Here is a 24,117-nt window from a genome sequence, read left to right as displayed (position 1 = left end):
ACAAATGAGAAAGGAAAGCCAAGGCGAACAGGCAAGACTACATGAAACAAGTTCAACAAAGAGGTAAAAAGTTTACCGCTACCGTCCGACTTAATGGACATTCTATTAGTTCAACTTTCCCAAAAAAGCAACAAGCTAATGAATGGGCAAGCAGAGTTGAAATTGCAATAAAAGATGAAATAGTTAATCCTGCTAACAAGTTCAGGAAAGACGACTTTATTGCAAAGAAATCTATAAAAAAGATTTCTGTCAAAGAAATCCTTAAGCAAGCAAAAGAAGATAATAACACTCCATCCTATGAATGGACCCTTTTGCGTTGCATAAAAAAATATAAATATGAAGAGCTTGATAAGCTCAATGGGGCAAAGCAAGCACTTCTAAGACTTAATATGTGGGAAAAAACTGATTTAGCTAGGGCCTGTTAGGGCTTGATCCAGTCTGCTGCGGCAGCGATGTGGATGACCGCGAGGAACGACGTTGCTGTTTTTTCGTATCTGGTTGCGACAGCGCGCCACTCCTTGAGGCGAGCCCAGAGGTTCTCGACAAGATGTCGACACCGATAGGCCCATTTTGGGCAGGCGACCGGCCCATCGCGTCGTTTCGCAGGAATGGCGGGCCGGGCTCCCATGTCCCATATCCGTTCACGAAAGGCATTTGACGCATAGCCCTTGTCCGCCACTACCCACAGGGGAATGGCGGGAAGGTTGTCGAGCATGGCTGGTGCCAGGGGCAGTTCATGAGCCTGTCCGGGGGCCAGCGCAAAACCGAAGGCTTTTCCATGTCCATCAGCGATCACGCAGACTTTCGTGCCATAGCCGCCGCGAGAGCGGCCAAGTGCTTCACGATGGTCCCGCTCTTCGAAAGAGGCCCCTTTTTTGGGCTCCCGCCGCCTTGTGGTGAGCCCTGATGTTCGTACCATCCAGAAAAGTCATTCCGAACGCCACTCCCTGTTGTTCCTGAACCAGTGCGAGCAGCCGCTCCCATACGCCGAGCTTCGCCCAGCGGATGAAAAGCTGCGCAGCCCGCCACCACGGACCCAGTTCAGCGGGGATGCTCCGCCATTTCGCGCCATTCTCATGACGCCAGAAAATCGCTGCTATCGTCCGCCGCAGATCATGTGGCGGCGTCTTGCCCCTCGGGCGAACCTCCTCAATCAGAGGTTCCCAGATCGCCCATGTCTCGTCCGTAAAGGTGCCTGTTCTGTCTCCTTCTTCCATCCCTACAATATGGGAAGAAATTCAAGATCTAACAGTCCCTAATATGAAGCTAACAGACATAACCCCCGATATCGTTCATGAATGGAAGATAAACAGGAAAATTAAGAAGGGTGATAAATATTATGACCCCTCACCTGGAGGGATCGAAGAACCGTTGGTTGATGCGCCTGGCTCGTGATTTCAGGCTTTTGGCGATTTGATTGACGGTTTTTGGGGGAGCTTTTGATCTGCGTTTTGAGCAGATCGGGAACTGCTCTCCCGCTGGATGACTATGCGCTCGCGTTCAATCTTTCGAGGAAGAGGAAGCGGCGCATGTTGTAGACGATATTGGCCAGCCCGATCCTCATGGTGGCCCGGGTGATACCGACAGTTCGGATGAACAATCCCGTCTGTGATTTCTGGTCGGCAAAGACGTGCTCGACGCGCGATCGGATCACGGACTTTCCAGCATTCGATTTCTGGATATGTCGGGGCATAGGCTTGAGATGCGGCTTTTTTCTGTGAACCTTTGAGACAAAACCCTCTTTGTCCATGAAGTCCTCATTCGCTTTCGAGCGATAAGCTGTATCAGCCCAAACGCTTGAGGCCGTATTGGTTTTATCTAACAGCCCCTCTCTCAATCGCGCACCATCACTGGCGGCGGTATCCGTCGTCTTCCATTTTCGGATGAACCGAAACTTCCGGTCGATGGACACGTGGGATTTGTAGCCAAAGAACGGGATGGCGAGATCGCTCGACGGTATGGTTCCATCGTCCTGCCGCTTCGCCTTCGTGAACTTCAGTGTCCATCGTGCATGACGATCCTTATGCGACATCTTTGCGGGCTTGTCCTGCCAGTCTTCGGGAATACGTCCTGCCCGGAGATCAGAGGTGGTCCCCATTTTTCGGACAGGGCGATAAGCTATCATCTGGCCTGAACGAGGACGGGTTTTATGGGCAAGGTTACGCGGAAGAGGTATGCGGCAGAGTTCAAGTCACGGGTTGCGCTGGAGGCGATCCGTGGGGAACTGACGCTGGCGGAACTGGCTTCGAAACATGGAGTGCATCAGACGATGATCGCACAGTGGAAACGGCAGGCGATCGAGGGGATGGCGGCGACCTTTTCCGGGAAGACGGTGGCTGAGCCGCCGGTCAGCCCAGCTGATGTGGAGAAACTGCACGCGAAGATAGGCGAACTTCTCGTGGAACGGGATTTTTTGCGGGATGCCTCTGCTCGGTTGGGCGTGATCAGAGGCGGCAGATGATTGACCCGAAGAGAGCATGCCTGCCGATAATCCGGCAATGCACGCTACTGCAACTCAACCGGTCGGGCGTCTACTATCGGCCTGTGCCACAGAGCGAAGCCAATCTGGAGCTGATGCGGCTGATCGACGCCCAGTTCCTGGAAACGCCGTATTATGGCTCACGGCAGATGACATGGCATCTGCGCCGCCAGGGACATGAAGTGGGCCGCAAGCGGGTCCGGCGGCTCATGGCGATCATGGGCCTGCGGGCGATCTACCAGAAGCCGCGCACGACCGTGCCTCATCCGGAGCATCGGAAATATCCATATCTGCTGCGGGATCTGGTCATTGAGCGGCCTAACCAGGTCTGGTGTTCCGATATCACGTATATCCCCATGAAACGGGGATTTCTCTATCTCGTGGCGATCATGGACTGGTTCACGCGCAAGGTCCTGTCCTGGCGTCTGTCGAACACGATGGACGTGGAGTTCTGTATCGAGGCGCTACAGGATGCCCTCATGCGCTATGGCGCCCCGGACATTTTCAATACTGACCAGGGGTCGCAATTTACGACACCCCGTTTCAGCGGGATACTGGAAGAGCGTCAGATCCGCATCAGCATGGATGGGCGCGGTCGCTGGCTGGACAACGTGTTCATCGAGCGCCTGTGGCGGTCGCTGAAATACGAATGCGTCTACCTGTACGCGTTCGAGACCGGATCAGAGCTGAGGGCCGGGCTTGGCAGATGGATCGCCCATTATAACGAAAGGCGTCCGCATACGGCACTGGCTGGACGAACGCCCGATGAGGCGTATCATAACGTGCCGACGCCATCTGGTCCGGGGTTAACCCCGGACCAGATGGCCAACAGCAACGCCGTCAGAAGGGCGGCATAACGACAACCGGGTATAGCTTATCAAGCCCGCAAAACTGTCCGAACGGACGGGACCACCTCAATCCGCTTTCTCAGCCTTCGTATTGCGCTGCTTTGGAGCAGCCACCAGTGTTGCATCCAGGATCTGGCCGGACATCGGTAAATACCCGGCGTTGCGCAGGGTCGCATCAAAGCGGTTGAACAGCCCTTCGATCGCACCCGCCTGGGTCAGACGCTCGCGGAACAGCCAGACCGTTTTGGCATCCGGCACCCGATCCGAAAGTCCCAGACCAAGGAAACGCATAAAGGAGAGGCGATCGTTGATCAGATATTCCGTCCGCTCATCAGACAAATTGTTGAGCGTCTGGATCACCAGAATTTTGAACATCAGCACCGGATCAAATGGCGGTCGTCCGCCTTTGCTTCCGTCAGAATACGCCAGAGCCTTCTCCAGGTCAGGGCGGAAGACTTCAAAATCCGCAGTCCGGGAAAAGGCCTCCAGCTGATCACCAAGCCCGCTCAAGCGGGCAAGCCGTTCTTCAACATCAAAGAAACCCGGCTGCTTCATCTTTCATCATCCCCAATCAACTAAGGGGAAATGGAATCACAGAGCAGACCTCAATACCAGGGGGTTTTTCGAACCCTCCACCTTCCACCATTCGCAACGATTTATATCGTCTGTCTGTAATTTTTGAGACAGCAAGAAAACCAAAAACGAAACATGGATGGGGTTTGAAAGACCTGAAAAATCCAGTGAAGGAAATCTTACTCCCCTCACCTGATGAAGGCAGAGACAGACGCCTTCATGGAAACGAAGAAGACAGGATGAGAGACGCCATTAAAGAAGGCCCTCACGTTCTGGAAATGCTGGCCTTCTTCGAAATCGCATTAGCTACAGGAATGCGAAAATCGGAAATCCTGAAAGCAACGAAATCCGAAGTTATAGAAGGTCGGATGGGTTGGAGTATCCGAAAACCCAAAACCAAAAACGGAACCAGCAGGACCATCCACCTATCGGAACGAGCTAAGGAATCCGTCATGCTTGACGTGCCCCCTTTTTTGTATCCACTCAAAAGGAGAGTTCCCGTTTTTTATGGCTTTGGGTTGATGGGATGACAAGTGTCTCGGGGGCATGCCCCCGAAACACTTGTCTGGCGACCTAATCCGGTGTCCTGCCACCCAGCTGGGAATGGGGGCGCACCGTATTGTAGTCTTCCCGCCAGTCAGCCAGAACCTGTCGGGCATGGCTGAGAGACGTGAACAGCGTCTCGTTGAGGCATTCATCCCTCAACCGGCCGTTGAAACTTTCGACAAAGCCGTTCTGTTGCGGTTTCCCGGGGGCGATATAGTGCCATTCAACCTTCATCTCATCGGCCCATTTCAGGATGGCATGGGATGTGAACTCCGTACCGTTGTCGCTGACAATCATGAGGGGTTTGCCATATCGTTCCACCAGGGCCGTCAGTTCCCGCGCCACACGTCCACCTGACAATGACGTGTCGGCAACCAATGCCAGGTTCTTGCGACTGAAATCGTCGATAACAGCCAGAATGCGGAACCGGCGGCCACAAGTCAGGGCATCCGAGACAAAATCCAGGCTCCAGCGCTGCCCGGGTTCCTGAGGGATGGTCATGGGAGAACGCGTCCCCAGTGCCCTCTTGCGGCCACCCCGATGGCGGACTTTCAGCCCTTCCTCCTGATAAAGGCGGAACAGCTTCTTGTGATTGGGGCTGAATCCTTCCCGCGCCAGAAGATAACCCAGGCGGCGATAGCCAAAGCGGCGTCGTTGGTCCGCCAGTTCCCGTAGGCGCTGGCGCAGGGCAGCATCGTCCGCTCCGGTAGAAACATACCGCGCGACACGCCTGGCAACACCAACAAGCGCACAGGCTCGGCGTTCACTCAGGGCCAGAGCTTCCTGAATGTGTCGGACCGCCTGCCGTTTCGCGACAGGCGTTACCACTTTTTTCCAACGATCTCCTTCAGCGCCGCATTATCCAGCATGGCATCCGCCAGAAGACGTTTCAGGCGGCTGTTTTCATCTTCCAGCGCCTTCAGCCGTTTGGCCTCGGATACCTCAAGGCCACCATAACGGGTCTTCCATTTGTAGAAGGTCGCGTCACTGATCCCATGCTTACGGCAAAGATCAGAGACCTTCAGTCCGGATTCCTGTTCCTTCAGGATCCCTATGATCTGCTCTTCCGTAAAACGACTGCGCTTCATCCGTCCGTATCCTTCTCGATCGGACTCTACTTTTAAATGGTTACATTTCCGGGGGGCACGTCAACCCAACCTGATAAAAATTTCATTTTAACCCAAGCTGAAAAGAAAGATATTTCAAGATATTGGAATGAGTTTGAATTAGCTAAAAATCAGACCCGCATTCAAAGCAAAAGAGACGAAGGAATATATAATATTGCTTCGCGTGTTGCGATGGAACAATCAGATAAAATATCAGAATGGCGTGAAAGACCCGAAGCTATGGAAGCTCTGGAAAAATATAGAAAAATATCACGTCTTTATAATGTGTTCGAACGCGACGATTTAGACGAGACAGGAAAACAGGAGATTTTAGAAGGCGTGAAAAATCAGGATATCGACGGAGTTTTAAACTCTCTGACAGAGAACAACGTGAGAAGAATGCAAAGAGAGAAAGTTGAGGATTTAGGGAACGAACAGGAACCTGAAAAAATTGAGATTCAGGAAGAGCAGCAGACCCAGAGAAAAAAGAGATCCAGCAGCTTTGAGATGTAAGAGATTCCAAAAATGTCAGACCCATAGATACCTCTCCTATTTTGGGAGGTATTTTTTTGTTCAATTTTCAGGATTGACAAACCCACAAAAATAATGGGTGCAGACCAACAACAGCGATTTTTTGTTGTTAGATTGTTGTTGCTGTTAACAACATTTGACAAGAACGCAAAAACATGCATATCCCGCAGTCTTCTGCAATTCGTCTTGACAAAAATGTATATATATTAGTAGCTTACAACCGTTCGGTTGGCGGAGAGGGTGGGATTCGAACCCACGGTACCCGCGAAGGCACAACGGTTTTCGAGACCGCCCCAATCGACCACTCTGGCACCTCTCCGTACGGCCCTGCTTTTGCGCTGAACCTGATCGACGGAGGGGCTTATGGCGGGGTTTGCCCGACATTGCAAGAGGGTCCGAAGACGTTCATGACAGAAACCTGTCTGCAGACGCGTTTTTTCGCCGTTTCTGATTGACTGGAACGCCTCAAATCTGTATCGACCGCGGCTGTTCCATGTCATTGCACCCGCTGGAGTGCATGGAGCCAACGACAAAAAGCGACTGGGTCGCGCCAGATCGGGTCAACCCGGCAGAAGCGGCCACGAGATCGGAACAGAGAGAGTTTCCAGAATGTACGCAGTCATCCGCACCGGCGGCAAGCAGTATCGCGTTGCTCCCGAGAGCATCCTCAAGGTCGAGAAGCTCGAAGCTGAAGCCGGCAGCACCATCACCTTCACCGACGTCCTGATGGTTGGCGGCGAAGGCAGCCTGACCGTTGGCGCCCCGCTGGTCGAAGGCGCAACCGTGACGGCAACCGTCGTCGCTCAGGATCGTCTGCCGAAGGTGATCATCTTCAAGAAGCGTCGCCGTCAGAACAGCCGCCGCAAGAACGGCCACCGTCAGCCGGTGACCGTCCTGCGCATCAACGCGATCAACGCGGCCTGATCGGCCCGACACTCCAGGTAAGGATAAACAGCCATGGCACAAAAAAAGGCAGGCGGTTCGAGCCGTAACGGACGCGACAGTGCAGGTCGTCGTCTGGGCGTGAAGAAGTTCGGTGGCGAAAGTGTCATCGCAGGCAACATCATCGTCCGTCAGCGCGGCACGAAGATGAAGGCTGGCGCCAATGTCGGTATCGGCCGCGATCACACGCTGTTCGCTCTCGTGGACGGTCATGTGAAGTTCCAGCGCCGCGCAGAAGGCCGTGTCCACGTTTCCGTGGCACTGCCGGAAGCTGCTGAATAAGCAGCCCGCGTTTTCCAGCGCAAGCGGAAGGGGCCGGTCCTGTTCGGGACCGGCCTTTTTGCGTATAAAGCGCCTCTCACCTTATTCTTGCGGACAATACGATGAAGTTTCTCGACCAGGCCAAGATCTATGTACGTTCCGGTGACGGTGGGGACGGCGTGATCGCATTCCGGCGCGAGAAATACATCGAGTTCGGCGGTCCGGACGGTGGTGATGGCGGCCGCGGTGGCGATATCATTTTCCGCGCGGTTCCCGGCCTGAACACGCTGATCGATTTTCGCTACACGCAGCATTTCAAGGCCCGCAAGGGCGGCAATGGCGCAGGCTCCAACCGGACAGGTGCCGCTGCGGCCAATGTCACCATCAATGTACCGGTCGGCACGCAGATCTTTGACGAAGACCGTGAGACCCTGCTGGCCGATCTGGATGCCGAGGGCAAGGAAGTCCTGCTGTGCCGTGGCGGCGATGGCGGCCTTGGCAACACCCATTTCAAGAGCAGCACCAACCGTGCGCCACGCCGGGCCGACAAGGGCTGGCCGGGCGAAGAGCGCTGGGTGTGGCTGCGTCTGAAGCTGATCGCCGATATCGGCCTCGTTGGCCTGCCCAATGCCGGCAAATCCACCCTGCTCTCCGTCGCCTCCCGGGCCCGCCCCAAGATTGCCGATTATCCGTTCACGACCCTGCATCCGCAGCTCGGCGTGGTGCGGCTGAACAATACGGAAGAGTTCGTGATCGCCGATATTCCCGGCCTGATCGAAGGAGCCAGCGAAGGTGCCGGGCTTGGTGACCGCTTCCTTGGACACGTGGAGCGTTGCGCGACGCTGCTGCATCTGATCGACGGCACGGAAAGTCAGGTGGTCAAGCACTGGCGCCTGATCCGCAAGGAACTGGAAGCCTATGATCCCGTGCTTGCCGCCAAGCCGGAAATAATCGTTCTGAACAAGTGCGATTCCCTGACACCTACCCAGCGTTCCGCCAAGAAGCGGGCACTGGCAAAGGCTTCTGGCGCGGAAGTGATGATGCTGTCCGGCGCGACGCAGGAAGGGCTGCCCGAACTGCTCCGCCTGCTTCAGGATCGCGTGACCGCTGCCAAAAAGGATCGGCAGGGATGACCGCTCCGGCTTCTGCTCCTCGTCTGGCGCAGGCCCGCCGGATCGTCATCAAGATCGGAAGTGCGCTTCTGGTCGATTCCGCGAATGCAAGCCTTCGTCTTGAATGGCTGCAGAGCGTCTGCGCGGATATTGCTGAGCTGCGTGCCCGGGGCGCGGAAGTCATCGTCGTATCCTCGGGGGCGATTTCTTTGGCCCGGCATCGCCTCGGCCTGACATCCCGCCGTCTGCGGCTGGATGAAAAGCAGGCCATGGCCAGTGTTGGCCAGATCGGACTGGCACAGGGCTGGAGCGCGGCCCTCGCTGGCCATGATCTGGTCGCGGCCCAGCTTTTGCTGACACCGGACGATACGGAAAACCGTGAGCGCCATCTCAATGCGCGCGCCACGCTCCAGACCCTGCTCGACCTGGGCTGCGTTCCGGTCATCAACGAAAACGATGCCATCGCGACTGGCGAAATCCGCTTCGGCGACAATGATCGCCTTGGCGCACGTGTCGCCCAGATGACCGGGGCCGACTGTCTGGTCCTGCTGTCCGACATCGACGGGCTCTATACGGCGGACCCGCGACAGGATCCGTCCGCACGGCATATTCCCGTTGTCGAACAGATGACGGACGAGATCATGGCGATGGGGGGTGAGCCTCCGCCGGGTTATTCGTCCGGCGGGATGCGCACGAAACTTCTGGCTGCGCGGATTGCGACACGTGCGGGTGCGAATATGGTCATCGCTGCCGGACAGGACCATCATCCGCTTTGCAGACTGCAGAACGGCGGTCTGTGTACGTGGTTCCTCGCCCAGACCGATGCCGGATCAGCCCGCAAGCGCTGGATCGGTGGAAGCCTCCAGCCCAAAGGCAGCCTCACGATTGACGCCGGCGCCAATCGCGCCCTTCAGGAAGGAGCATCACTGCTTCCGGCAGGCGTCACGGGACTTGAAGGCACGTTTGGGCGCGGTGATCTTGTCACCATCCGCGACGCTGACGGAGCCATCGTCGGGCGTGGACTGATCGCTTATGATTCTGAAGAAAGCCAGAAGCTGATCGGCCATCGTTCCGAAGAAATGGAACAGCTTCTGGGATATCGCGGACGGGACGCCCTGATTCATCGGGATGATCTGGCGCTCGATCATCCCTGAATATCTCCGTTACCCTCTGGGAGGCCAGCGCAGCTTGGGTTCAGAGCGAGGCTGGTAAGCGTCTTCATCCCCTGTTGCCCGACCCGAAGACCGCCTGCCCGGACCGTGGCCCAGAGGCTGACGTCCGGCCTCTGAGTCCCCTGCTCCCACGGAGCACGGGACCAGTTGCGCTCAGGAGTGCCGGCACTCCTTTCCCGCCCGGCCGGCGCCGAGACGCGGCTCCGACGCGGCAATGTGTCAGGATCGTCCTGCCCCGGCCCGTCTTCATAAGATGGAAGATCTGACCGCAGGCTTTGCGCCGGCATCAGATAATCTTCATCCGGCCGCGCCGTCAGCGGCTGAACCACACGCGTTTCTGACATGGGGTCTATCCGGGCCACAGACGCAGTCACGCCCTGTTCCCCCAGATCGGCCGAGGCGCCTTCAGGACGCGTAGAGACAGCCAGTCGCAGGTTCAGCGCGCGGAGTTCCGCACGAAGTTCCGCAATCTGGAACTCCAGTTCCTGCAACCGGGGCTTGGTGCCGAAAACGGCAAAGGGCATGCAGAGGAGCGCCAGCGCAAACAGGGCCGCTACAACGGCCAGGCACCCGAGGGCCCAGCCTGGCAGCCAGGAAAAATCAGACATCATGAGGAGGCCTGGTCCAGTCTGAAAGTGGCGCGTTCAGGGTTCCGGAGACCGGAATTACATGCCCCGCAATTACATACCAAGGGCACGACGATAGATATCAAGCAGCGTTTCCTGCTCTTCAACCTCGGCCGGCTCCTGCTTGCGCAGACGAATGATCTGCTTGATCACCTTCACGTCAAAGCCGGCGGACTTGGCTTCCGAAAAAATATCCTTGATGTCGCCGGCGAGAGCCTTGCGCTCTTCTTCCAGGCGCTCGACACGCTCGATGATGGAGCGCAGACGGTCCGCAGCGATCCCGCCCGTTGCGGCGCCTTCGCTTTTGCTTTCTGCATCCATGTCCGGTTTCCTTCCTGAGGCGTAAGTCTGGGCTGTATTTTCCGGCGCTGCACGAACACAGCATCCGCCGCGCGGCTTATCGTGAGGAGGGCGGGACGGTCAACGGAATTATGTGCACGTTTCATGAACGCGTGAACATGACGAGGCTTTTCTCCCGAGGTCGTGCTGGGGCTATCCCTTGACAGGAAGAGCGCTGACAGGGAACTAGACGGTGCCTGAAAAGGCCTGAACCCTAACCCTTTTTTCCCCGGTCTGCGGGTTCGAGAGGTCAGAGAGTCTTCCATGGAACATTTCCAGCAGGTCGAGCCTTTCGACTATGTCATCTTCGGTGCCACTGGCGATCTTACGATGCGCAAACTGCTGCCCGCGCTCTATAACCGTCTCCGAATGGGCCAGATTCCAGATGATGCCTGCATCATCGGAGCCGCCCGTACGGAGCTGGACCGGGAGGCCTATGTCGCGCGGGCCCGAGATGCCCTTCAGCGCTTCCTTCCCTCGGACATCCTGAGCCCGGGACTGGTCGAGCGCTTCCTTGCCCGTCTCGACTATGTGACGCTGGACAGCAGCCACGAGGGACCCCAGTGGGAAACCCTGAAGTCCCTGCTGGCCAAGGCGCAGCCTGACCGCGTCCGCGTCTATTATTTTGCAACCGCACCACAGCTCTACGGTGGCATCAGCGAGAACCTGCACCGGTACGGGCTGATCACGCCTAATTCCCGGGTCGTGCTCGAAAAGCCGATCGGCACCGATATGGCGACCGCAACCGCCATCAATGACGGTGTCGGGCAGTATTTCCCGGAAAAGCAGATCTACCGGATCGACCATTATCTCGGCAAAGAGACCGTCCAGAACATCCTCGCCCTGCGTTTCGCCAATCCGCTGATGAATGCGGCCTGGTCCGCAGAGCATATCGAGAGCGTTCAGATCACGGCCGTCGAGACCGTTGGTGTGGAAGGCCGTGCGGCCTATTACGACACCTCCGGCGCCCTGCGTGACATGATCCAGAACCATCTGCTTCAGGTCCTGTGCCTGGTTGCGATGGAAGCACCGGACTCCCTTGAGGCCGATGCCGTCCGCAACGCCAAGCTTGCCGTCCTGAACGCCCTGCGTCCCATCACCGATGCAACTGCCGCCACCGAAACCGTGCGTGCGCAGTACACGGCAGGCGTGGTCGATGGAGAGAACGTCCCAGGCTATCTGGAAGAGCTGGGCAAGCCGAGCACGACAGAAACCTATGCCGCGGTACGTGCCTGGGTTGATACACCGCGCTGGAAGAACGTGCCGTTCTATATCCGCACGGCCAAGCGTTCAGGCCGCAAGGTTAGCGAGATTGTGATCACATTCCGCCCGGCCGCGACCACGATGTTCGGTGCAACGCCCGCCAGCAACAGACTGGTCCTGCGCGTGCAGCCCAATGAGGGCGTGGAACTGCGGCTGAACGTCAAGAACCCTGCACTGGACGTGTACAATCTCCACACGGCAGATCTCGACGCCAAAATCCGCATGAAAGGCGGTATGCCCTTCCCTGATTCCTATGAACGGCTTCTGCTTGATGCCGTGCGTGGTGATCCGGTACTGTTCATCCGCCGCGACGAGGTCGAGGCCGCATGGCGCTGGGCCGAGCCCATCCTCGATGCATGGAAGCATGACAAGGCTCCCATGCAGACCTACAGTGCAGGCTCTTACGGACCGGAACAGGCCACCCGCCTGCTCGCTGGGCATGGCGATATCTGGCACGAAGCCGCGGAGTAATACCATTTGAGTGATGATAAGAGCGCAACGCCCCGTCTCGGCCGCAATCCGGGCCGGGGCCCGCGCCGGCAGCCCCGCAGCTTCAAACAACTTCTGCTGCGGCGAATGCTGGTCGTCATTCCGGCCTTCCTGTTGATGTTCATTGCGGTCCGGACCGGACTGCTGGACATGTCCTATGACAAGATCACGTTCAGCAAACTCAGCTGGTTCGACAACACGGCTCTGGTGGAGCATCTCCGCCTGGCCGTTGTGAAAGACAACCTGACGGACCTGCCCCGCCACTGCCTGGTTTTCGTGGTGAACGGGAATGCGGCCGATAATACACCGACTATGGATGTTCTGGGACGGCACGGAAATGGTTGTCCCGGCGCAACACCTTCGGCCGACAAGCTGTTCAGCCTGAAGATCAACCGCTCCGAGCGCACGGTACAGACAGATGCCGGAACGCCCGGCGCCTTCCACGATCTGCCCCTTTAAGACACTCCTAGAAAGCGAGGCCTCCTAGCGGGCTTCGCTTTTTTCTGCGCAAATGCCTCGCGCAGAAACAGCCCCCCTTCCCTGAGCGCCCGACGCCCGTCCCGGAACAGTGCATAACCGTTCAGGAAGCCGTGGATCATCCGCGGAAAGTTTTTTAGTCTGACCGGTATGCCGGCTTCATCGAGGCGTCGGGCATAAAGCTCCCCCTCACCCCGAAGCGGATCAAATCCCGCCGTTACGATCATGGCAGGCGGAAGGTCCTTCAGGCTCTCCGCCAGCAAAGGCGAGAACGCCGGATCAAAAAGCTGCTCGGGCGAACTGAGCGTCTGGCCGCAATACCAGTATAGAAGCTCCGTGCTCAGCATGTAGCCTTCCGCGTATGTCTCCCGCGAAGGAGGCGCGAACGGACCACTCAGGGCCGGATAATAAAGAAGCTGGGCACTGAGCCCGCGCATCCCCTGCGAGCGCACCCACTGCGTCAGCACGGCGGAAAGATTGCCACCAGCACTGTCCCCGGCAACAGCAACAGGCATGTCAGCCGGCACAGTCCGAAAAATCCAGTCCAGCGCTGATTTGGCATCCTCCAGTCCGGCCGGGAAACGGTGTTCCGGTGCAAGGCGATAATCCAGCGAAAGAACCATCGCCCCCGACGCCGCCGCAAGCCGGCAGCAGATCCCGTGATGAGACACGAGATCGCAATGCACGAATCCACCGCCATGCAGAAAGAGCACGACGCCCCGAACCTTTCCACGCGGCCGGTACAGGCGCGCCGTCCTCGGTCCCTCCGCTCCCGGAACCCGGATGTCACGCCAGCTACGGACCCGCAACGACGACAGCCAGACCGGGAAACTTGGGCGCCCTGTGACCCGCCGGATCTGCCGCAGGACGTCCGCGGACGGGGGTACGGCCGGGATCGGCGGGATCTCATCCAGAGCAACACGCCGTGGTACGACGCCCCGTTTACGGGCCTGTCGGGCAAGCCAGAAAAGGAAAATCCGCAGGGTCAGGGTTGGACGCATTTTGTCATTATGCCGGGATTTTACTGAAAAGTCTGCCCTTGACCCCACGAGCGTCCCGGAGCAGTGTCTGCGCCGCCAGACGGCTGGACGATCGCTGTGTGTGCGATGAGGATCGCATCCAGGGAGGAAAGTCCGGGCTCCATGGGAAGACGGTACCGGTTAATTGCCGGCGGGGGCGACCCTAGGGACAGTGCCACAGAAAACAGACCGCCCGCCGGACTGTGCCCCACGCGTTCATTCGCCGGGGAACATGTTGCGGGTAAGGGCGAAACGGTGCGGCAAGAGCGCACCGCATCTCCGGCAACGGCGATGGTCATGGTAAACCCTACCGGGAGCAAGACCGAATAGGAACGGCAGGTCTCCGCAAGGAGACCGGGGGTTTCTCGCCCCGTCGTTCGGGTTGGTTGCGTGAGGCCTGCAGCAATGCAGGTCCCAGAGGAATGATCGTCCCGCTTTCGGGCGGACAGAACCCGGCTTACAGGCCGTCTGGCACCCTTTGGAAAAAATCTGTTCTTCCAGTAATTGTTCTCCTCACCAAAGAAGAACAAAAACAGAACAAATAACGGCAGGCATAGATCCGTCCGAGCGATTATCCCTGATAAACCCTAACAAACCGCAAAAATTTCCGTCACATTTCCAGTTTTGAAAATGTCGCAGTTTTCTGCGGTTTTCTGACGATATCTGTTTGACGTCCCATGAAATCCCATGATATCCCAGTCAAGACCAAGCCAAATAACCAGAAGCCGCATTACCGGTTCTGAGCGCAGGAAGGAGGCACATCATCCATGAGCATGTTCCTCGGCACGCATCAGAACCGTTTCGATGCCAAAGGACGTGTTTCCATTCCTGCATCTTTCCGCGCCGCCCTGAAATCACAGGCCCAGCCGGGAGATCCACTGGTCATCCTGCGCCCGTCCCATCTCCATCCCTGCATCGAGGGCTGGACAGCTGGTGCATTTGCCGCCCTCGCCACACCGCTCGACGAATACGATCCCTTTTCGGAAGATCATGAAGATCTGGCCGCCAGCCTCTATGCGGATGCCTATCCGCTGGACAGCGACAAGGAGGGCCGCATCATTCTTCCCGAAACCCTGCGGACCCACGCCGTTCTGACGGATGAGGTCGCTTTCATGGGGCTTGGCCGAACGTTCCAGATCTGGAACCCGACCGCTGCCGCAGAACGCCGTCAGGCCGCACGCAGCCGCGCAAAGACGCTTGCCACCAGCCGCCGTCCCGCCAGCAACCCTGCGGGAGCAGCAGAATGAACGCGATCACCCTGATCCATTCCGGCCATGTTCCGGTCATGCTGCATGAGGTTCTCGAAGCGCTCTCTCCCCGCGCCGGCGGACGTTATCTGGATGGAACGTTCGGTGGCGGTGGCTATGCCCGCGCCATCCTGAATTCAGCCGACTGCACGCTGGATGCGATCGACCGCGACCCCGCCGCCATTGGGCGCGGAAACGCCATGGCCATTCAGGCCAACGGGCGCCTGCGGATGCATCAGGGGACGTTCGGTGACATGGAAGCTCTAGTCGGAGCAGAAGGACCGTTCGACGGCATCGTGCTGGATCTGGGCGTTTCGTCCTTCCAGATCGATCAGGCCGAGCGTGGCTTTTCCTTCCGCAATGACGGTCCTTTGGACATGCGGATGGGCTCTGATGGCCCCTCCGCCGCGGATCTGGTGAATACCTGCAAGGAAGCAGAGCTCGCGGACATCCTATACCGCTATGGCGAAGAAAAACTCTCCCGCCGTATTGCACGCGCCATCGTAGCTGCACGCGCCGAAGCCCCGATCACCACGACCGGTCAGCTGGCACACATCATCCGTTGCTGCGTCCCCCGCGACCGCGCCAATATCGACCCCGCGACCCGCAGCTTCCAGGGCCTGCGCATTGCGGTGAATGACGAGCTTGGCGAACTCGAACGCGCTCTTGAGGCCGCACCGCGCCTACTGGCCCCGGGTGGCGTTTTCGTGGTCGTGACCTTCCATTCCCTCGAGGACCGTCTGGCCAAACGCGCCATGGCAGTGCTCGCAGGACGGACGGGAAACCCATCCCGTTACGAACCGGCCCCGCTCCGTCAGGAAGCGCCGGCCTTTTCCCTTCTTCATTCCCGCCCCCTCTCCGCCACGGATGAGGAAGCCCGGGAAAATCCGCGTGCCCGCAGTGCCCGTCTGCGCGCACTGGTCCGTAACCCCGTCTCCAAGATGCCCGTCTCAGGAATGCCCTCATGATCCGGCCCTTCACCGTTGCCTGCGCTGTCCTCGCCGCAGGATCTGGCCTGTTTCTCTATACCAAGAAACACGAGACCACGGTTCTGGACCAGAAGATCACGAAGATCGTTCAGGAAACCCAGCGCGTGCGCGGCCAGACCGCCATGCTCCGGACGGAATGGGCCCTTCTGAACCAGCCGGATCGCCTGAACACACTGGCGGCCCGTTTCGTGCCGTCCCTGCATCCGATGGAGCCGGATCAGTTCATTCGTATGGCCTCGCTTGAAGCCCGTCTGCCCGCACCTGGTTCCAAGGCGCAGCCCGCTGATCCGCGTGAAGGACTGCATGAGGTCGTCAACCGTGCTGCTGAAGCGGCCCATTTGCCGCTGCCTGCACCACAGACTGTCACCCATACGCCCGCACAGTCTGCACCTGCCCCGCATCCGCTGGTTGTCGCTGTGGCAACCCACCCTGCTCCGGCAGCAAAGCCTGTGCCAGCCCAGCCGCATGTCTCCCATGCGCATAATGCCGATACGCAGCTGGCCTCGGCAGCGCCACGCACCATTACGGCGTCTGCCCGCAGCCATGCGGACAGCGCGCCCAGCGTCCATCTCGTAAGCTATCGTGAAAGCCACCCTGCTCCGCTGATGGTCGCAGCCTGGCACCCGCAGACCGTCCGCGTGAGCCATGCCGCAGCACCAACCCGTCTGGCCGAAGAGCGTCCGCACCCGCATCACGCACAACTTTCCGCTCTGGGAAATGCGAATGACGCATTGCCCGCGCCTGTGCCGTTGGCTAACTGAGAGCCCTTCCATCATTAACCGCTCGTTCAGCATTTTCGGATAGCTTAGGGCGAGCCCTTCAACAGGACGCACCCCCGCACGATGCCTCAGGACGTGCCACCTTCTTCCGGTTCGCAGCGCCCCGAGCGCCCGGATGTGCCGTCAGGGCGTCCCCGCAAGACCGCGCAGCCACGGGGACTACGCCGACTGAATCTTGACCAGATGCACGGGCGCCTGCTCGGCGTCGGGATGGGCTTCCTTGCGATCTATGGCGCTGTGGCGCTTAAGGCGACCGTGGCGACTGTCCTGATGCCGATGGAGCCTGAAAAGCGCCAGATCGCGCCCCAGGTCCCGGAAATCCCCAAGAGTGACCCACGCGGAGAAATGGCGGGCGATTTCGTTCTGCCAACCGTCAAACGCGCCACAATCACCGACCGTACAGGTCAGGCCTTGGCACTCTCGCTCCCCGTCGCGCAGGTCTATGCCAATCCGATGGAAATGATCGACCCGGCCGATGCTGCGGACAAGCTCCGGAAAGTTCTGCCGCAGCTCGACCGTGACGAAACAATCCGCCGCCTGTCGCTGAAAAAACAGTTCGTCTATCTGGCCCGTGACATTTCGCCCGTTCAGGAAATCGCCATCAATAATCTTGGCATTCCGGGCATTTATTTCGAAGCAGGCGAACGCCGTCATTATCCGCTGGGCCGCACGGCTGCCCAGATCATGGGCAGCGTCGATATCGACGATCATGGCATTGCGGGCGTGGAGCGGTATTTCGACAAGCGACTGAATTCGGACAAATCTCCGCTGCGCCTGTCGCTGGACGTGCGCGTACAGACCGTCGCGCATGACGAACTTCAGGCTGCCAAGGATGAATTCTCCGCCATCGGTGCCAGCGCGATCGTCATGGACGTCCGCACCGGCGAAATCCTGGCCATGGTCAGCCTGCCCGATTATGACGCCAATGACTTCGGTCATGCTCCCAACGACGCCCGCTTCAACCGGGCCGTCACCGGCATGTATGAGCCCGGCTCGACGTTCAAGCTGCAAACGGCCGCCATGGGTCTGCAGCTTGGGGTCGTCCATCTGTGGGACCGTTTCTCGACCATCCCCATCAAGGTCGGCCGCTTCACCATCCGTGACATGAAAACGGACCATTTCGCCCCCTGGCTCTCCCTGCCCGGCGTGCTGGCCTATTCGTCCAACCCGGCTGCTGCTCACATCGCGCTCGATGTCGGTGCGACCCGCCAGCAGGACTGGCTGCGGAACATGGGCTTCTTCAACCGTGTTCCGGTCGAACTCCCCGAAGCCGGCCGGCCACTCGTCCCCGCCTCGCGTAACTGGGGCATCTCCACAGTCATGACCGTCGGGTTCGGTCATGGTGTGGCTGAACCGCCGCTGGCCATCGTCCGCGGCACGGCGGCCACGGTGAATGGTGGCATCCTGCTGAAACCGACACTCGTGGCCCGTGAGCCTGAAGAGGACAACAAACCAACTCCGGATGCGGCTCAGCTCCGTCCCGTTGTCTATCGCCCGGATGCAGACGGCGACGAAATCGGAGCCGAAACGCCTGTGGGCACCCGTGTCCTGTCTGAACAGACATCGGCGGTCCTGCGCAAACTGCTGCGTCTGGACGTCACACTGGGAAGCGGTAAGTCTGCCGAGGTTCCGGGCTATTATGTCGGCGGCAAGACCGGCACGGCGGAGAAGATCGGCGCACATGGCGGGTATCTGAAACACGTGAACGTCTCAGCCTTCACCAGCGTGTTCCCGATGAACAACCCGCATTACGCCGTCTATGTCATGCTCGACAGTCCGCAGGGCACGGCCGCAACCCATGGCTGGACGACGGCTGCTTGGAACGCTGCCCCCACGGTTAAGAAAATCATCTCGCGCGTTGGCCCAATCCTGAACCAGTTCCCCGATCTGGCGAACAAGGATGCGATCGACGCCTCGCTGGCCATTCCGATGAACCCGCCCGTACCCGCCGGATACCGCGCCCTTGGTCCCGGGAATGATCCGGGTGACCCGCGCAATCAGGCCCACGCCGCCAAGACCCAGCCCTCAAAGACACAGCACTGAACCGTTTGATGCGCCTCTCCCAGCTTTTTGCCCTTTGCGGTACGTCCCAGCCTCTGACGGACGATCCAGACATCCTGTCCGTAACAGCCGATAGCCGCAGAGCCGGTCCGGGTACGCTCTTCTTCGCCCTGCGCGGGGTAAAGCAGGATGGCAGTGCTTTCATCGCACAGGCCATGTCACAGGGTGCTGCGGCGGTCATCGTGGATCATGAGACTGCCGAACTGGTTGCCGCAATCCCTGTGATCGTGCGTCCGGACGCCAAGCATCTTCTGGCCTGCATGGCCTCCGCCCTTGCCGGTCCGCAACCCTCCTGCGTTGCGGCAATCACCGGCACGAACGGCAAAAGCAGCACAGCCGATTTCCTGCGCCAGCTCTGGACGCTTCAGGGACACCGCGCCGCCAGTCTGGGAACGCTGGGCCTGCTTTCCGACACGGACGTCCCGCCACCGCCCAGCCTGACAACCCCCGATCCTGTATCGCTCTCCCGTACACTCGCCGCTCTGGCTGGCAAAGGCGTTGAACATGTCGCGCTCGAGGCCTCTTCGCATGGACTGGAGCAGCACCGTCTGGACGGCATCACACTGACAGCGGCCGGCTTCTCCAACCTGACACGCGATCATCTCGATTATCATTTGACGCTCGAAGCCTACCGGACCGCAAAGCTGCGCCTCTTTGAAGACGTTCTCCCGGCAGGTGGCATTGCGGCCGTCAACGCCGATATGGACCCCGAGACGTTTGCGGCCCTGAAAGCCATCGCGGATCGACGTGGCCTGAAGCTGCGCAGCGTCGGACAGAACGGAACAACCCTTCGGCTGGTCGAAGCACGCCCAACCCCGACGGGCCAGATCCTGCGTCTGGCCCTGCATGGCGAGGAACTGCCCGAAATCACTCTCGCCCTTCCCGGCCGCTTTCAGGCTGACAATGTCATGCTCGCAGCAGCCATGTGCTGGAACGACGATGCCGAAGCGCTGGAAGTTCTCAGGCTTCTGCCACACCTGACAGGCGTTCACGGCCGATGCGAACGGGCCGTTACGCTCCCCAACGGCGGCGCAGCCTATGTCGATTACGCTCACACCCCCGACGCGCTCGACTGCGTCCTGTCCAGTCTGCGTCCGCATACGGCAGGGCGTCTGGTCGTGGTCTTCGGGGCGGGCGGCGACCGTGACCGCGGCAAGCGCCCGCTCATGGGGGCCGTTGCCGCGCGAATGGCGGATCTGGCGATCGTGACGGACGACAACCCCCGCACGGAAGAGCCCGCTTCCATCCGCTCCGAAATCCTGACGGCCTGCCCGGATGCACTGGAAATCGCAGACCGCCGCAGCGCCATCGCAGCGGGACTTGAGGCCCTGAAGCCCGGCGATATCCTGGTCGTGGCCGGCAAGGGACATGAGCAGGGCCAGATCGTCGGCACGGAAATTCTTCCCTTCGATGACCGTCTCGTCATTCGTGAACTGGCAGGTGCGGCATGAGCGTTCTGTGGAACAGTGCGGACCTTCGCGCCGCGACAGGCGGAACACTGAATGCCGATGTTCAGGTCACCGGCATCTCGATCGACACCCGGACACTGACGCCGGGCGATCTGTTCATCGCCCTGCGAGGCGAGACGAGCGACGGTCACGCCCATGTGCAGCAGGCTCTGAACAAGGGTGCCGCCTGCGCGCTTGTGCATGACACGGCTGGTCTGGACGATCCGCGCCTTCTGATCGTTCCTGACACCATGACCGCCCTTGTGGATCTGGGCCGCTATGCGCGCACGCGCTTTCGCGGAAAAGTCGTCGCCATCACCGGAAGTGTCGGCAAGACGACGACCAAGGACATGCTGAAAGTCGCGCTGTCCGCCATCGGCCCGACGCACGCTGCCGTAGCCTCCTATAATAATCACTGGGGCGTACCCCTGACGCTGGTCCGACTGCCGCAGGACGCCCAATTCTGCATCAGCGAAATCGGCATGAATCATATCGGGGAAATTGCGCCCCTCGCCGCTCAGGTCCGGCCCGATGTGGCCATCATCACCACGATCGGCACGGCGCATCTCGGCCATATGGGCAGCATCGAGGCGATCGCACGAGAAAAATCCGACCTGTTTGGCGCGCTTGCGGACAAGGGGACCGCCATCGTCCCCGACGACGCAGCCGGTCAAGAGCATTTCCGGACAGCACTACCCGCAGGATGTGCTCTGTGGCGTTCGGGCTTCTCCGAAAAGGCACAGCTCTGGATCGAAAATCTGCACTGCTCGGCAGACGGCAGCAATTTCTCGCTGCATCTGCCATCCGGTATCCAGAACGTGACGCTAACGGCGCCGGGAGAACATTTGGCCCGCAATGCCGCTTTGGCTCTCGGCGCGGTTGCAGCCCTTGGCGAAGACGTCTCCGTTGCCGCCACCGCACTGCAGAACTTCGTGCCGGGTGCAGGACGTGGACAGATGCGCACGATCCTGAACGACGTGCGTCTTCTGGACGAAAGCTATAATGCCTCCACACCCAGCATCCGCGCGGCACTGGCGACCCTCGCGCTGCTTCCGGCCCAGCGGCACATCGCGGCCCTGGGGGACATCCGCGAACTCGGCACCTTCGCCGATGCCGAACACCGTTCGCTTGCAGACGCCGTTCAGGCCGCCAAAGCCATTACCTTCTGCTGCGGCCCCCATATGCGCGCACTCTATGATGCGCTCCCATCGGAACTTCAGGGTGGATACGCCGCTGATGCCGCGTCTCTGGCCCCGCTGCTCCTCAAAGCCCTTCGCCCCGGTGATCTCCTGCTCGTGAAAGGCAGCTTCGGCAGCCGGATGCGTGACGTGATCTCAGTCCTCGACAACGCTTCCAGCCCGGTTTCTGCCTGATGCTTTTCAATCTCATCGCCGCCCATGACACGTCCCATGGCGGGTTCTTCAACCTGTTCCATTACCTGACGTTCCGTTCGGGCTGCGCCTGCCTGACGGCGCTGGTCATCTCGCTGGCACTGGGCAACCCTTTCATCGCACAGCTCAAGCGGATCCAGCGCGAAGGCCAGCCCATCCGCACCGTCGGCCCCGAGCGGCATATTCTGGAAAAGGCTGGCACGCCCACGATGGGCGGCATGCTGATCCTGATCGCGCTGTTCTCAGCCACATTACTCTGGGCCGATCTGACAAACGGGTTTGTCTGGGCGGTCATGCTGACCACGGGCGCCTTCGGGGCGGTCGGCTTTGCCGATGACTACCTGAAGCTCTCCAAACGCAACACGACCGGCGTGTCCAAGCGTACCCGGCTCGGCTGCGAGTTCCTGGCGTCTCTGATCGCCGGGATCTGGCTCCAGTCCCTGACGCCGCCAGAACTGCGCAACATGGTCGCCTTTCCGTTCGTCAAGGACGTGCTGCTTCCACTGGGCTATGCCTTCCCGATCTTTGCGATGATCACCATCACGGGCTTCGGTAATGCCGTGAACTTCACGGACGGGCTGGACGGGCTGGCCATCGTCCCGGTCGTAATCGCGGCACTGGTCTTCGCGCTGATTTCCTATCTGGTCGGCAATCACGTCTTCGCCGACTACCTGCAACTTCATCCAGTTCCCGGCACGGGCGAACTCGCGGTCTTCTGCGCAGCATTGATCGGCGCAGGCCTCGGATTCCTGTGGTTCAACGCTCCGCCAGCCGCCGTCTTCATGGGCGATACTGGCTCCCTGTCCCTCGGTGGGGCTCTGGGAGCCGTGGCCGTCGCCACAAAGCATGAACTCGTCCTGTGCATCGTGGGAGGCGTTTTTGTGGCCGAAACTCTGTCGGTTGTGATCCAGATTTTCTGGTTCAAACGGACCGGACGGCGCGTGTTCCTGATGGCACCGCTGCACCACCATTTTGAGAAAAAGGGCTGGCAGGAGCCGAAAATCGTGATCCGGTTCTGGATCGTCTCCATCGTGCTGGGCCTGTGCGGTCTGGCGACGCTGAAACTGCGATGAGCAGCTTTCCGTCCAACCTCCTTGCAGGCGAGCGCTATGCCGTCTGTGGTCTGGGACGCAATGGCACGGCCGTTGTGCAGGCGCTGCTCGGGATGGGGGCAGCAGTTCAGGCCTGGGATGATCGCAATGCCGACCTTCCGGCGCAACCTAACCTGACAATCGCTCCCCTGACCGACCTGTCCGGCATGACGGCCCTCATCCTGTCCCCCGGCATTCCTCATCTGCTCCCCAAGGCCCATCCCGTCGCGGACCTCGCCCGGATACAGGGGATCCAGATCCTGTCCGATGCCGAGATCCTGTATCGCGCCGTCCGTAAGTCTGGCTCAAAAGCCGCGTTCGTCGCCGTCACCGGAACGAACGGAAAATCGACGACGACGGCGCTGATCGCCCATCTTTTTACGACGGCCGGACGTCCTTGCGCGGCGGGTGGCAATCTCGGCACGGCGTCGCTGGCATTACCGCTCCTGCCCGATGACGGCGTCTACGTCATCGAAATGTCGTCCTACATGCTCGAACGGCTGGACCGGTTCCACGCGAACGCCGCCTGCCTGCTGAACCTGACCCCCGACCATCTGGACCGGCATGGCGACATGGCAGGCTATGCCGCCGCCAAGGCCCATGTCTTCGACAATATGGGTCCGGACGATCTGGCCGTGATCGGCATGGACGATGACTGGTGCCGCGCCATCGCCTCACAAGTCGCATCGCACGGCGTACAGGTCGTTGAACTGGACGCAGACGCCTTGCCTCCTTACGACGGCCCAGCCCTTCCCGGACGGCACAATGCCCAGAATGTCGGCGCGGCCTTGGCTATCACGCGCCATCTCGGCCTTGATGATGCGGCAATCCGGACCGGCCTGAAATCCTTTCCCGGCCTGGAGCATCGCCTCCAGAAAGTCGCGGAATGCGATGGCGTCTCTTTCATCAACGACAGCAAGGCCACGAATGCCGAGGCCGTCTCCAAGGCTCTCGCCGCCTATGACAAAGTCATGTGGATTGCGGGCGGAGTTGCAAAAGCGGGTGGCATCGAAAGTCTTGCGCCCTTTTTCGGTCACATCGCACAGGCTTTTCTGATCGGACAGGATGCGGATGTTCTGGCCGCGACGCTGGAAACGCATGGCGTTCCCTTTCAGCAGTGCGGAACGCTGGAAAAAGCTGTTCCGGCCGCTTTTCAGGCTGCTTTAGAGGGGGACATTCCCGTCGTTCTGCTCTCACCCGCCTGTGCAAGTTTCGATCAATTTCGCAGTTTCGAGGATCGAGGTTCACACTTCCTTCAGATTTGCGATAATATTGTGAAATCAGGCCATTCGGGCGCTACGCTCACGCAAAAGCAGGAGGATTGACAC

The 24,117-nt window shown here is 59.4% G+C and carries 23 protein-coding genes, 1 tRNA gene, 1 other RNA gene and 2 pseudogenes; 19 read left to right on the top strand and 8 right to left on the bottom strand.

Annotated elements, in window-relative coordinates:
• Nucleotides 1–41 precede the first annotated feature (41 nt).
• A complete protein-coding gene (locus tag ACJ2A4_RS00420) occupies nt 42–425 on the top strand; it encodes a hypothetical protein (protein WP_408873166.1) in 384 nt (127 codons plus the stop codon).
• Here the strand turns inward: ACJ2A4_RS00420 and ACJ2A4_RS00415 are convergent.
• Nucleotides 422–1,217 (bottom strand): IS5 family transposase gene (locus ACJ2A4_RS00415; protein WP_408873165.1). Its coding sequence is split into 2 segments (ribosomal slippage): nt 422–878 and nt 877–1,217, totalling 798 coding nucleotides; the frame shifts between segments, so codons are not numbered across the junction. The two genes, ACJ2A4_RS00420 and ACJ2A4_RS00415, sit on opposite strands and share 4 nt — an antisense overlap.
• 269 nt (nt 1,218–1,486) lie before the next feature.
• Nucleotides 1,487–2,086: pseudogene (locus tag ACJ2A4_RS00410) on the bottom strand (transposase); the annotation flags it as partial.
• Between the two features lie 63 nt (nt 2,087–2,149).
• On the opposite strand from ACJ2A4_RS00410, the gene ACJ2A4_RS00405 reads away from it, so the two are divergent.
• A protein-coding gene (locus tag ACJ2A4_RS00405) for an IS3 family transposase (protein WP_408873164.1) occupies nt 2,150–3,336 on the top strand; the annotation gives its coding sequence in 2 pieces (ribosomal slippage) (nt 2,150–2,420 and nt 2,420–3,336; 1,188 coding nt in all).
• Nucleotides 3,337–3,396: 60 nt separating this feature from the next.
• Here the strand turns inward: ACJ2A4_RS00405 and ACJ2A4_RS00400 are convergent.
• Nucleotides 3,397–3,882, bottom strand: a pseudogene (locus ACJ2A4_RS00400) (transposase); the annotation flags it as partial.
• Nucleotides 3,883–4,046: 164 nt separating this feature from the next.
• Here ACJ2A4_RS00400 and ACJ2A4_RS00395 point away from each other — a divergent pair.
• A complete protein-coding gene (locus ACJ2A4_RS00395) occupies nt 4,047–4,430 on the top strand; it encodes a tyrosine-type recombinase/integrase (protein ID WP_408873163.1) in 384 nt (127 codons plus the stop codon).
• 43 nt (nt 4,431–4,473) lie between these two features.
• Here ACJ2A4_RS00395 and ACJ2A4_RS00390 read toward each other — a convergent pair.
• A protein-coding gene (locus tag ACJ2A4_RS00390) for an IS3 family transposase (RefSeq protein ID WP_408873162.1) occupies nt 4,474–5,534 on the bottom strand; the annotation gives its coding sequence in 2 pieces (ribosomal slippage) (nt 4,474–5,273 and nt 5,273–5,534; 1,062 coding nt in all).
• Nucleotides 5,535–5,570: 36 nt separating this feature from the next.
• Between ACJ2A4_RS00390 and ACJ2A4_RS00385 the strand changes: the two genes are divergently transcribed.
• Entirely contained in the window at nt 5,571–6,065 is a 495-nt protein-coding gene (locus ACJ2A4_RS00385) for a hypothetical protein (protein WP_408873161.1), read from the top strand.
• 247 nt (nt 6,066–6,312) lie between these two features.
• Here ACJ2A4_RS00385 and ACJ2A4_RS00380 read toward each other — a convergent pair.
• Nucleotides 6,313–6,402 (bottom strand) — tRNA-Ser (locus ACJ2A4_RS00380).
• 290 nt (nt 6,403–6,692) lie between these two features.
• On the opposite strand from ACJ2A4_RS00380, the gene rplU reads away from it, so the two are divergent.
• The 4 genes from rplU (at nt 6,693) to proB (ending at nt 9,552) form a co-directional block, all read left to right on the top strand.
• Nucleotides 6,693–7,007, top strand: coding sequence for a 50S ribosomal protein L21 (gene rplU, locus ACJ2A4_RS00375; RefSeq protein ID WP_408873160.1), 315 nt, complete (start codon nt 6,693–6,695; stop codon nt 7,005–7,007).
• Between the two features lie 33 nt (nt 7,008–7,040).
• Nucleotides 7,041–7,307, top strand: coding sequence for a 50S ribosomal protein L27 (gene rpmA, locus ACJ2A4_RS00370; RefSeq protein ID WP_008851550.1), 267 nt, complete (start codon nt 7,041–7,043; stop codon nt 7,305–7,307).
• A 101-nt stretch (nt 7,308–7,408) separates the two neighbouring features.
• On the top strand, nt 7,409–8,419 hold the full coding sequence (obgE, locus tag ACJ2A4_RS00365) for a GTPase ObgE (protein WP_062510076.1): 1,011 nt from the start codon (nt 7,409–7,411) through the stop codon (nt 8,417–8,419).
• Entirely contained in the window at nt 8,416–9,552 is a 1,137-nt protein-coding gene (proB, locus tag ACJ2A4_RS00360) for a glutamate 5-kinase (protein ID WP_408873159.1), read from the top strand. The genes obgE and proB overlap by 4 nt, the downstream gene beginning before the upstream one ends.
• On the opposite strand, the gene ACJ2A4_RS00355 is transcribed toward proB, so the two are convergent.
• Both ACJ2A4_RS00355 and ACJ2A4_RS00350 read right to left on the bottom strand, forming a co-directional pair.
• Nucleotides 9,543–10,181: a hypothetical protein gene (locus ACJ2A4_RS00355; protein ID WP_408873158.1), complete on the bottom strand. Its 639-nt coding sequence runs from the start codon at nt 10,179–10,181 to the stop codon at nt 9,543–9,545. The genes proB and ACJ2A4_RS00355 overlap by 10 nt on opposite strands.
• A gap of 69 nt (nt 10,182–10,250) precedes the next feature.
• Nucleotides 10,251–10,517 (bottom strand): DUF2312 domain-containing protein, encoded by a 267-nt coding sequence (locus tag ACJ2A4_RS00350; protein WP_062510070.1) that lies wholly within the window; start codon nt 10,515–10,517, stop codon nt 10,251–10,253.
• Between the two features lie 282 nt (nt 10,518–10,799).
• Between ACJ2A4_RS00350 and zwf the strand changes: the two genes are divergently transcribed.
• Nucleotides 10,800–12,269, top strand: coding sequence for a glucose-6-phosphate dehydrogenase (gene zwf / locus ACJ2A4_RS00345; RefSeq protein ID WP_408873157.1), 1,470 nt, complete (start codon nt 10,800–10,802; stop codon nt 12,267–12,269).
• A 6-nt stretch (nt 12,270–12,275) separates the two neighbouring features.
• The gene (locus ACJ2A4_RS00340) at nt 12,276–12,746 is read left to right on the top strand and encodes a hypothetical protein (protein WP_194258858.1); all 471 of its coding nucleotides are present in this window, start codon (nt 12,276–12,278) and stop codon (nt 12,744–12,746) included.
• Here the strand turns inward: ACJ2A4_RS00340 and ACJ2A4_RS00335 are convergent.
• Nucleotides 12,743–13,765, bottom strand: coding sequence for an alpha/beta hydrolase (locus tag ACJ2A4_RS00335; RefSeq protein ID WP_408873156.1), 1,023 nt, complete (start codon nt 13,763–13,765; stop codon nt 12,743–12,745). The genes ACJ2A4_RS00340 and ACJ2A4_RS00335 overlap by 4 nt on opposite strands.
• Nucleotides 13,766–13,840: 75 nt before the next feature.
• Between ACJ2A4_RS00335 and rnpB the strand changes: the two genes are divergently transcribed.
• From rnpB to murD, 9 genes are all read left to right on the top strand, one after another.
• Nucleotides 13,841–14,259, top strand: an RNA gene (gene rnpB / locus ACJ2A4_RS00330) — RNase P RNA component class A.
• 291 nt (nt 14,260–14,550) lie between these two features.
• A complete protein-coding gene (gene mraZ, locus ACJ2A4_RS00325) occupies nt 14,551–15,030 on the top strand; it encodes a division/cell wall cluster transcriptional repressor MraZ (protein ID WP_408873155.1) in 480 nt (159 codons plus the stop codon).
• Nucleotides 15,027–15,998, top strand: a complete 972-nt coding sequence (gene rsmH / locus ACJ2A4_RS00320; protein WP_408873154.1) for a 16S rRNA (cytosine(1402)-N(4))-methyltransferase RsmH — start codon at nt 15,027–15,029, stop codon at nt 15,996–15,998. The genes mraZ and rsmH overlap by 4 nt, the downstream gene beginning before the upstream one ends.
• Nucleotides 15,995–16,780 carry a hypothetical protein gene (locus ACJ2A4_RS00315; protein WP_408873153.1) on the top strand — a complete coding sequence of 262 codons (786 nt, stop codon included), beginning with the start codon at nt 15,995–15,997 and terminating at the stop codon, nt 16,778–16,780. The genes rsmH and ACJ2A4_RS00315 overlap by 4 nt, the downstream gene beginning before the upstream one ends.
• A gap of 81 nt (nt 16,781–16,861) precedes the next feature.
• On the top strand, nt 16,862–18,841 hold the full coding sequence (locus tag ACJ2A4_RS00310) for a peptidoglycan D,D-transpeptidase FtsI family protein (RefSeq protein WP_408873152.1): 1,980 nt from the start codon (nt 16,862–16,864) through the stop codon (nt 18,839–18,841).
• An 8-nt stretch (nt 18,842–18,849) separates the two neighbouring features.
• Nucleotides 18,850–20,310 carry a UDP-N-acetylmuramoyl-L-alanyl-D-glutamate--2,6-diaminopimelate ligase gene (locus ACJ2A4_RS00305; protein ID WP_408873151.1) on the top strand — a complete coding sequence of 487 codons (1,461 nt, stop codon included), beginning with the start codon at nt 18,850–18,852 and terminating at the stop codon, nt 20,308–20,310.
• Nucleotides 20,307–21,680, top strand: coding sequence for a UDP-N-acetylmuramoyl-tripeptide--D-alanyl-D-alanine ligase (murF, locus tag ACJ2A4_RS00300; protein ID WP_408873150.1), 1,374 nt, complete (start codon nt 20,307–20,309; stop codon nt 21,678–21,680). Before ACJ2A4_RS00305 ends, murF begins: the two co-directional genes overlap by 4 nt.
• Nucleotides 21,680–22,771 carry a phospho-N-acetylmuramoyl-pentapeptide-transferase gene (mraY, locus tag ACJ2A4_RS00295; protein ID WP_408873149.1) on the top strand — a complete coding sequence of 364 codons (1,092 nt, stop codon included), beginning with the start codon at nt 21,680–21,682 and terminating at the stop codon, nt 22,769–22,771. Before murF ends, mraY begins: the two co-directional genes overlap by 1 nt.
• Entirely contained in the window at nt 22,768–24,114 is a 1,347-nt protein-coding gene (gene murD / locus ACJ2A4_RS00290) for a UDP-N-acetylmuramoyl-L-alanine--D-glutamate ligase (protein ID WP_408873148.1), read from the top strand. Before mraY ends, murD begins: the two co-directional genes overlap by 4 nt.
• The last annotated feature ends 3 nt before the right edge of the window (nt 24,115–24,117 follow it).

Source organism: Gluconobacter roseus (assembly GCF_046058915.1).
GTDB lineage: Bacteria > Pseudomonadota > Alphaproteobacteria > Acetobacterales > Acetobacteraceae > Gluconobacter > Gluconobacter roseus_A.
Note: the sequence above shows the minus strand (reverse complement) of the source record. Positions and strands in the feature narration are given on the sequence as shown.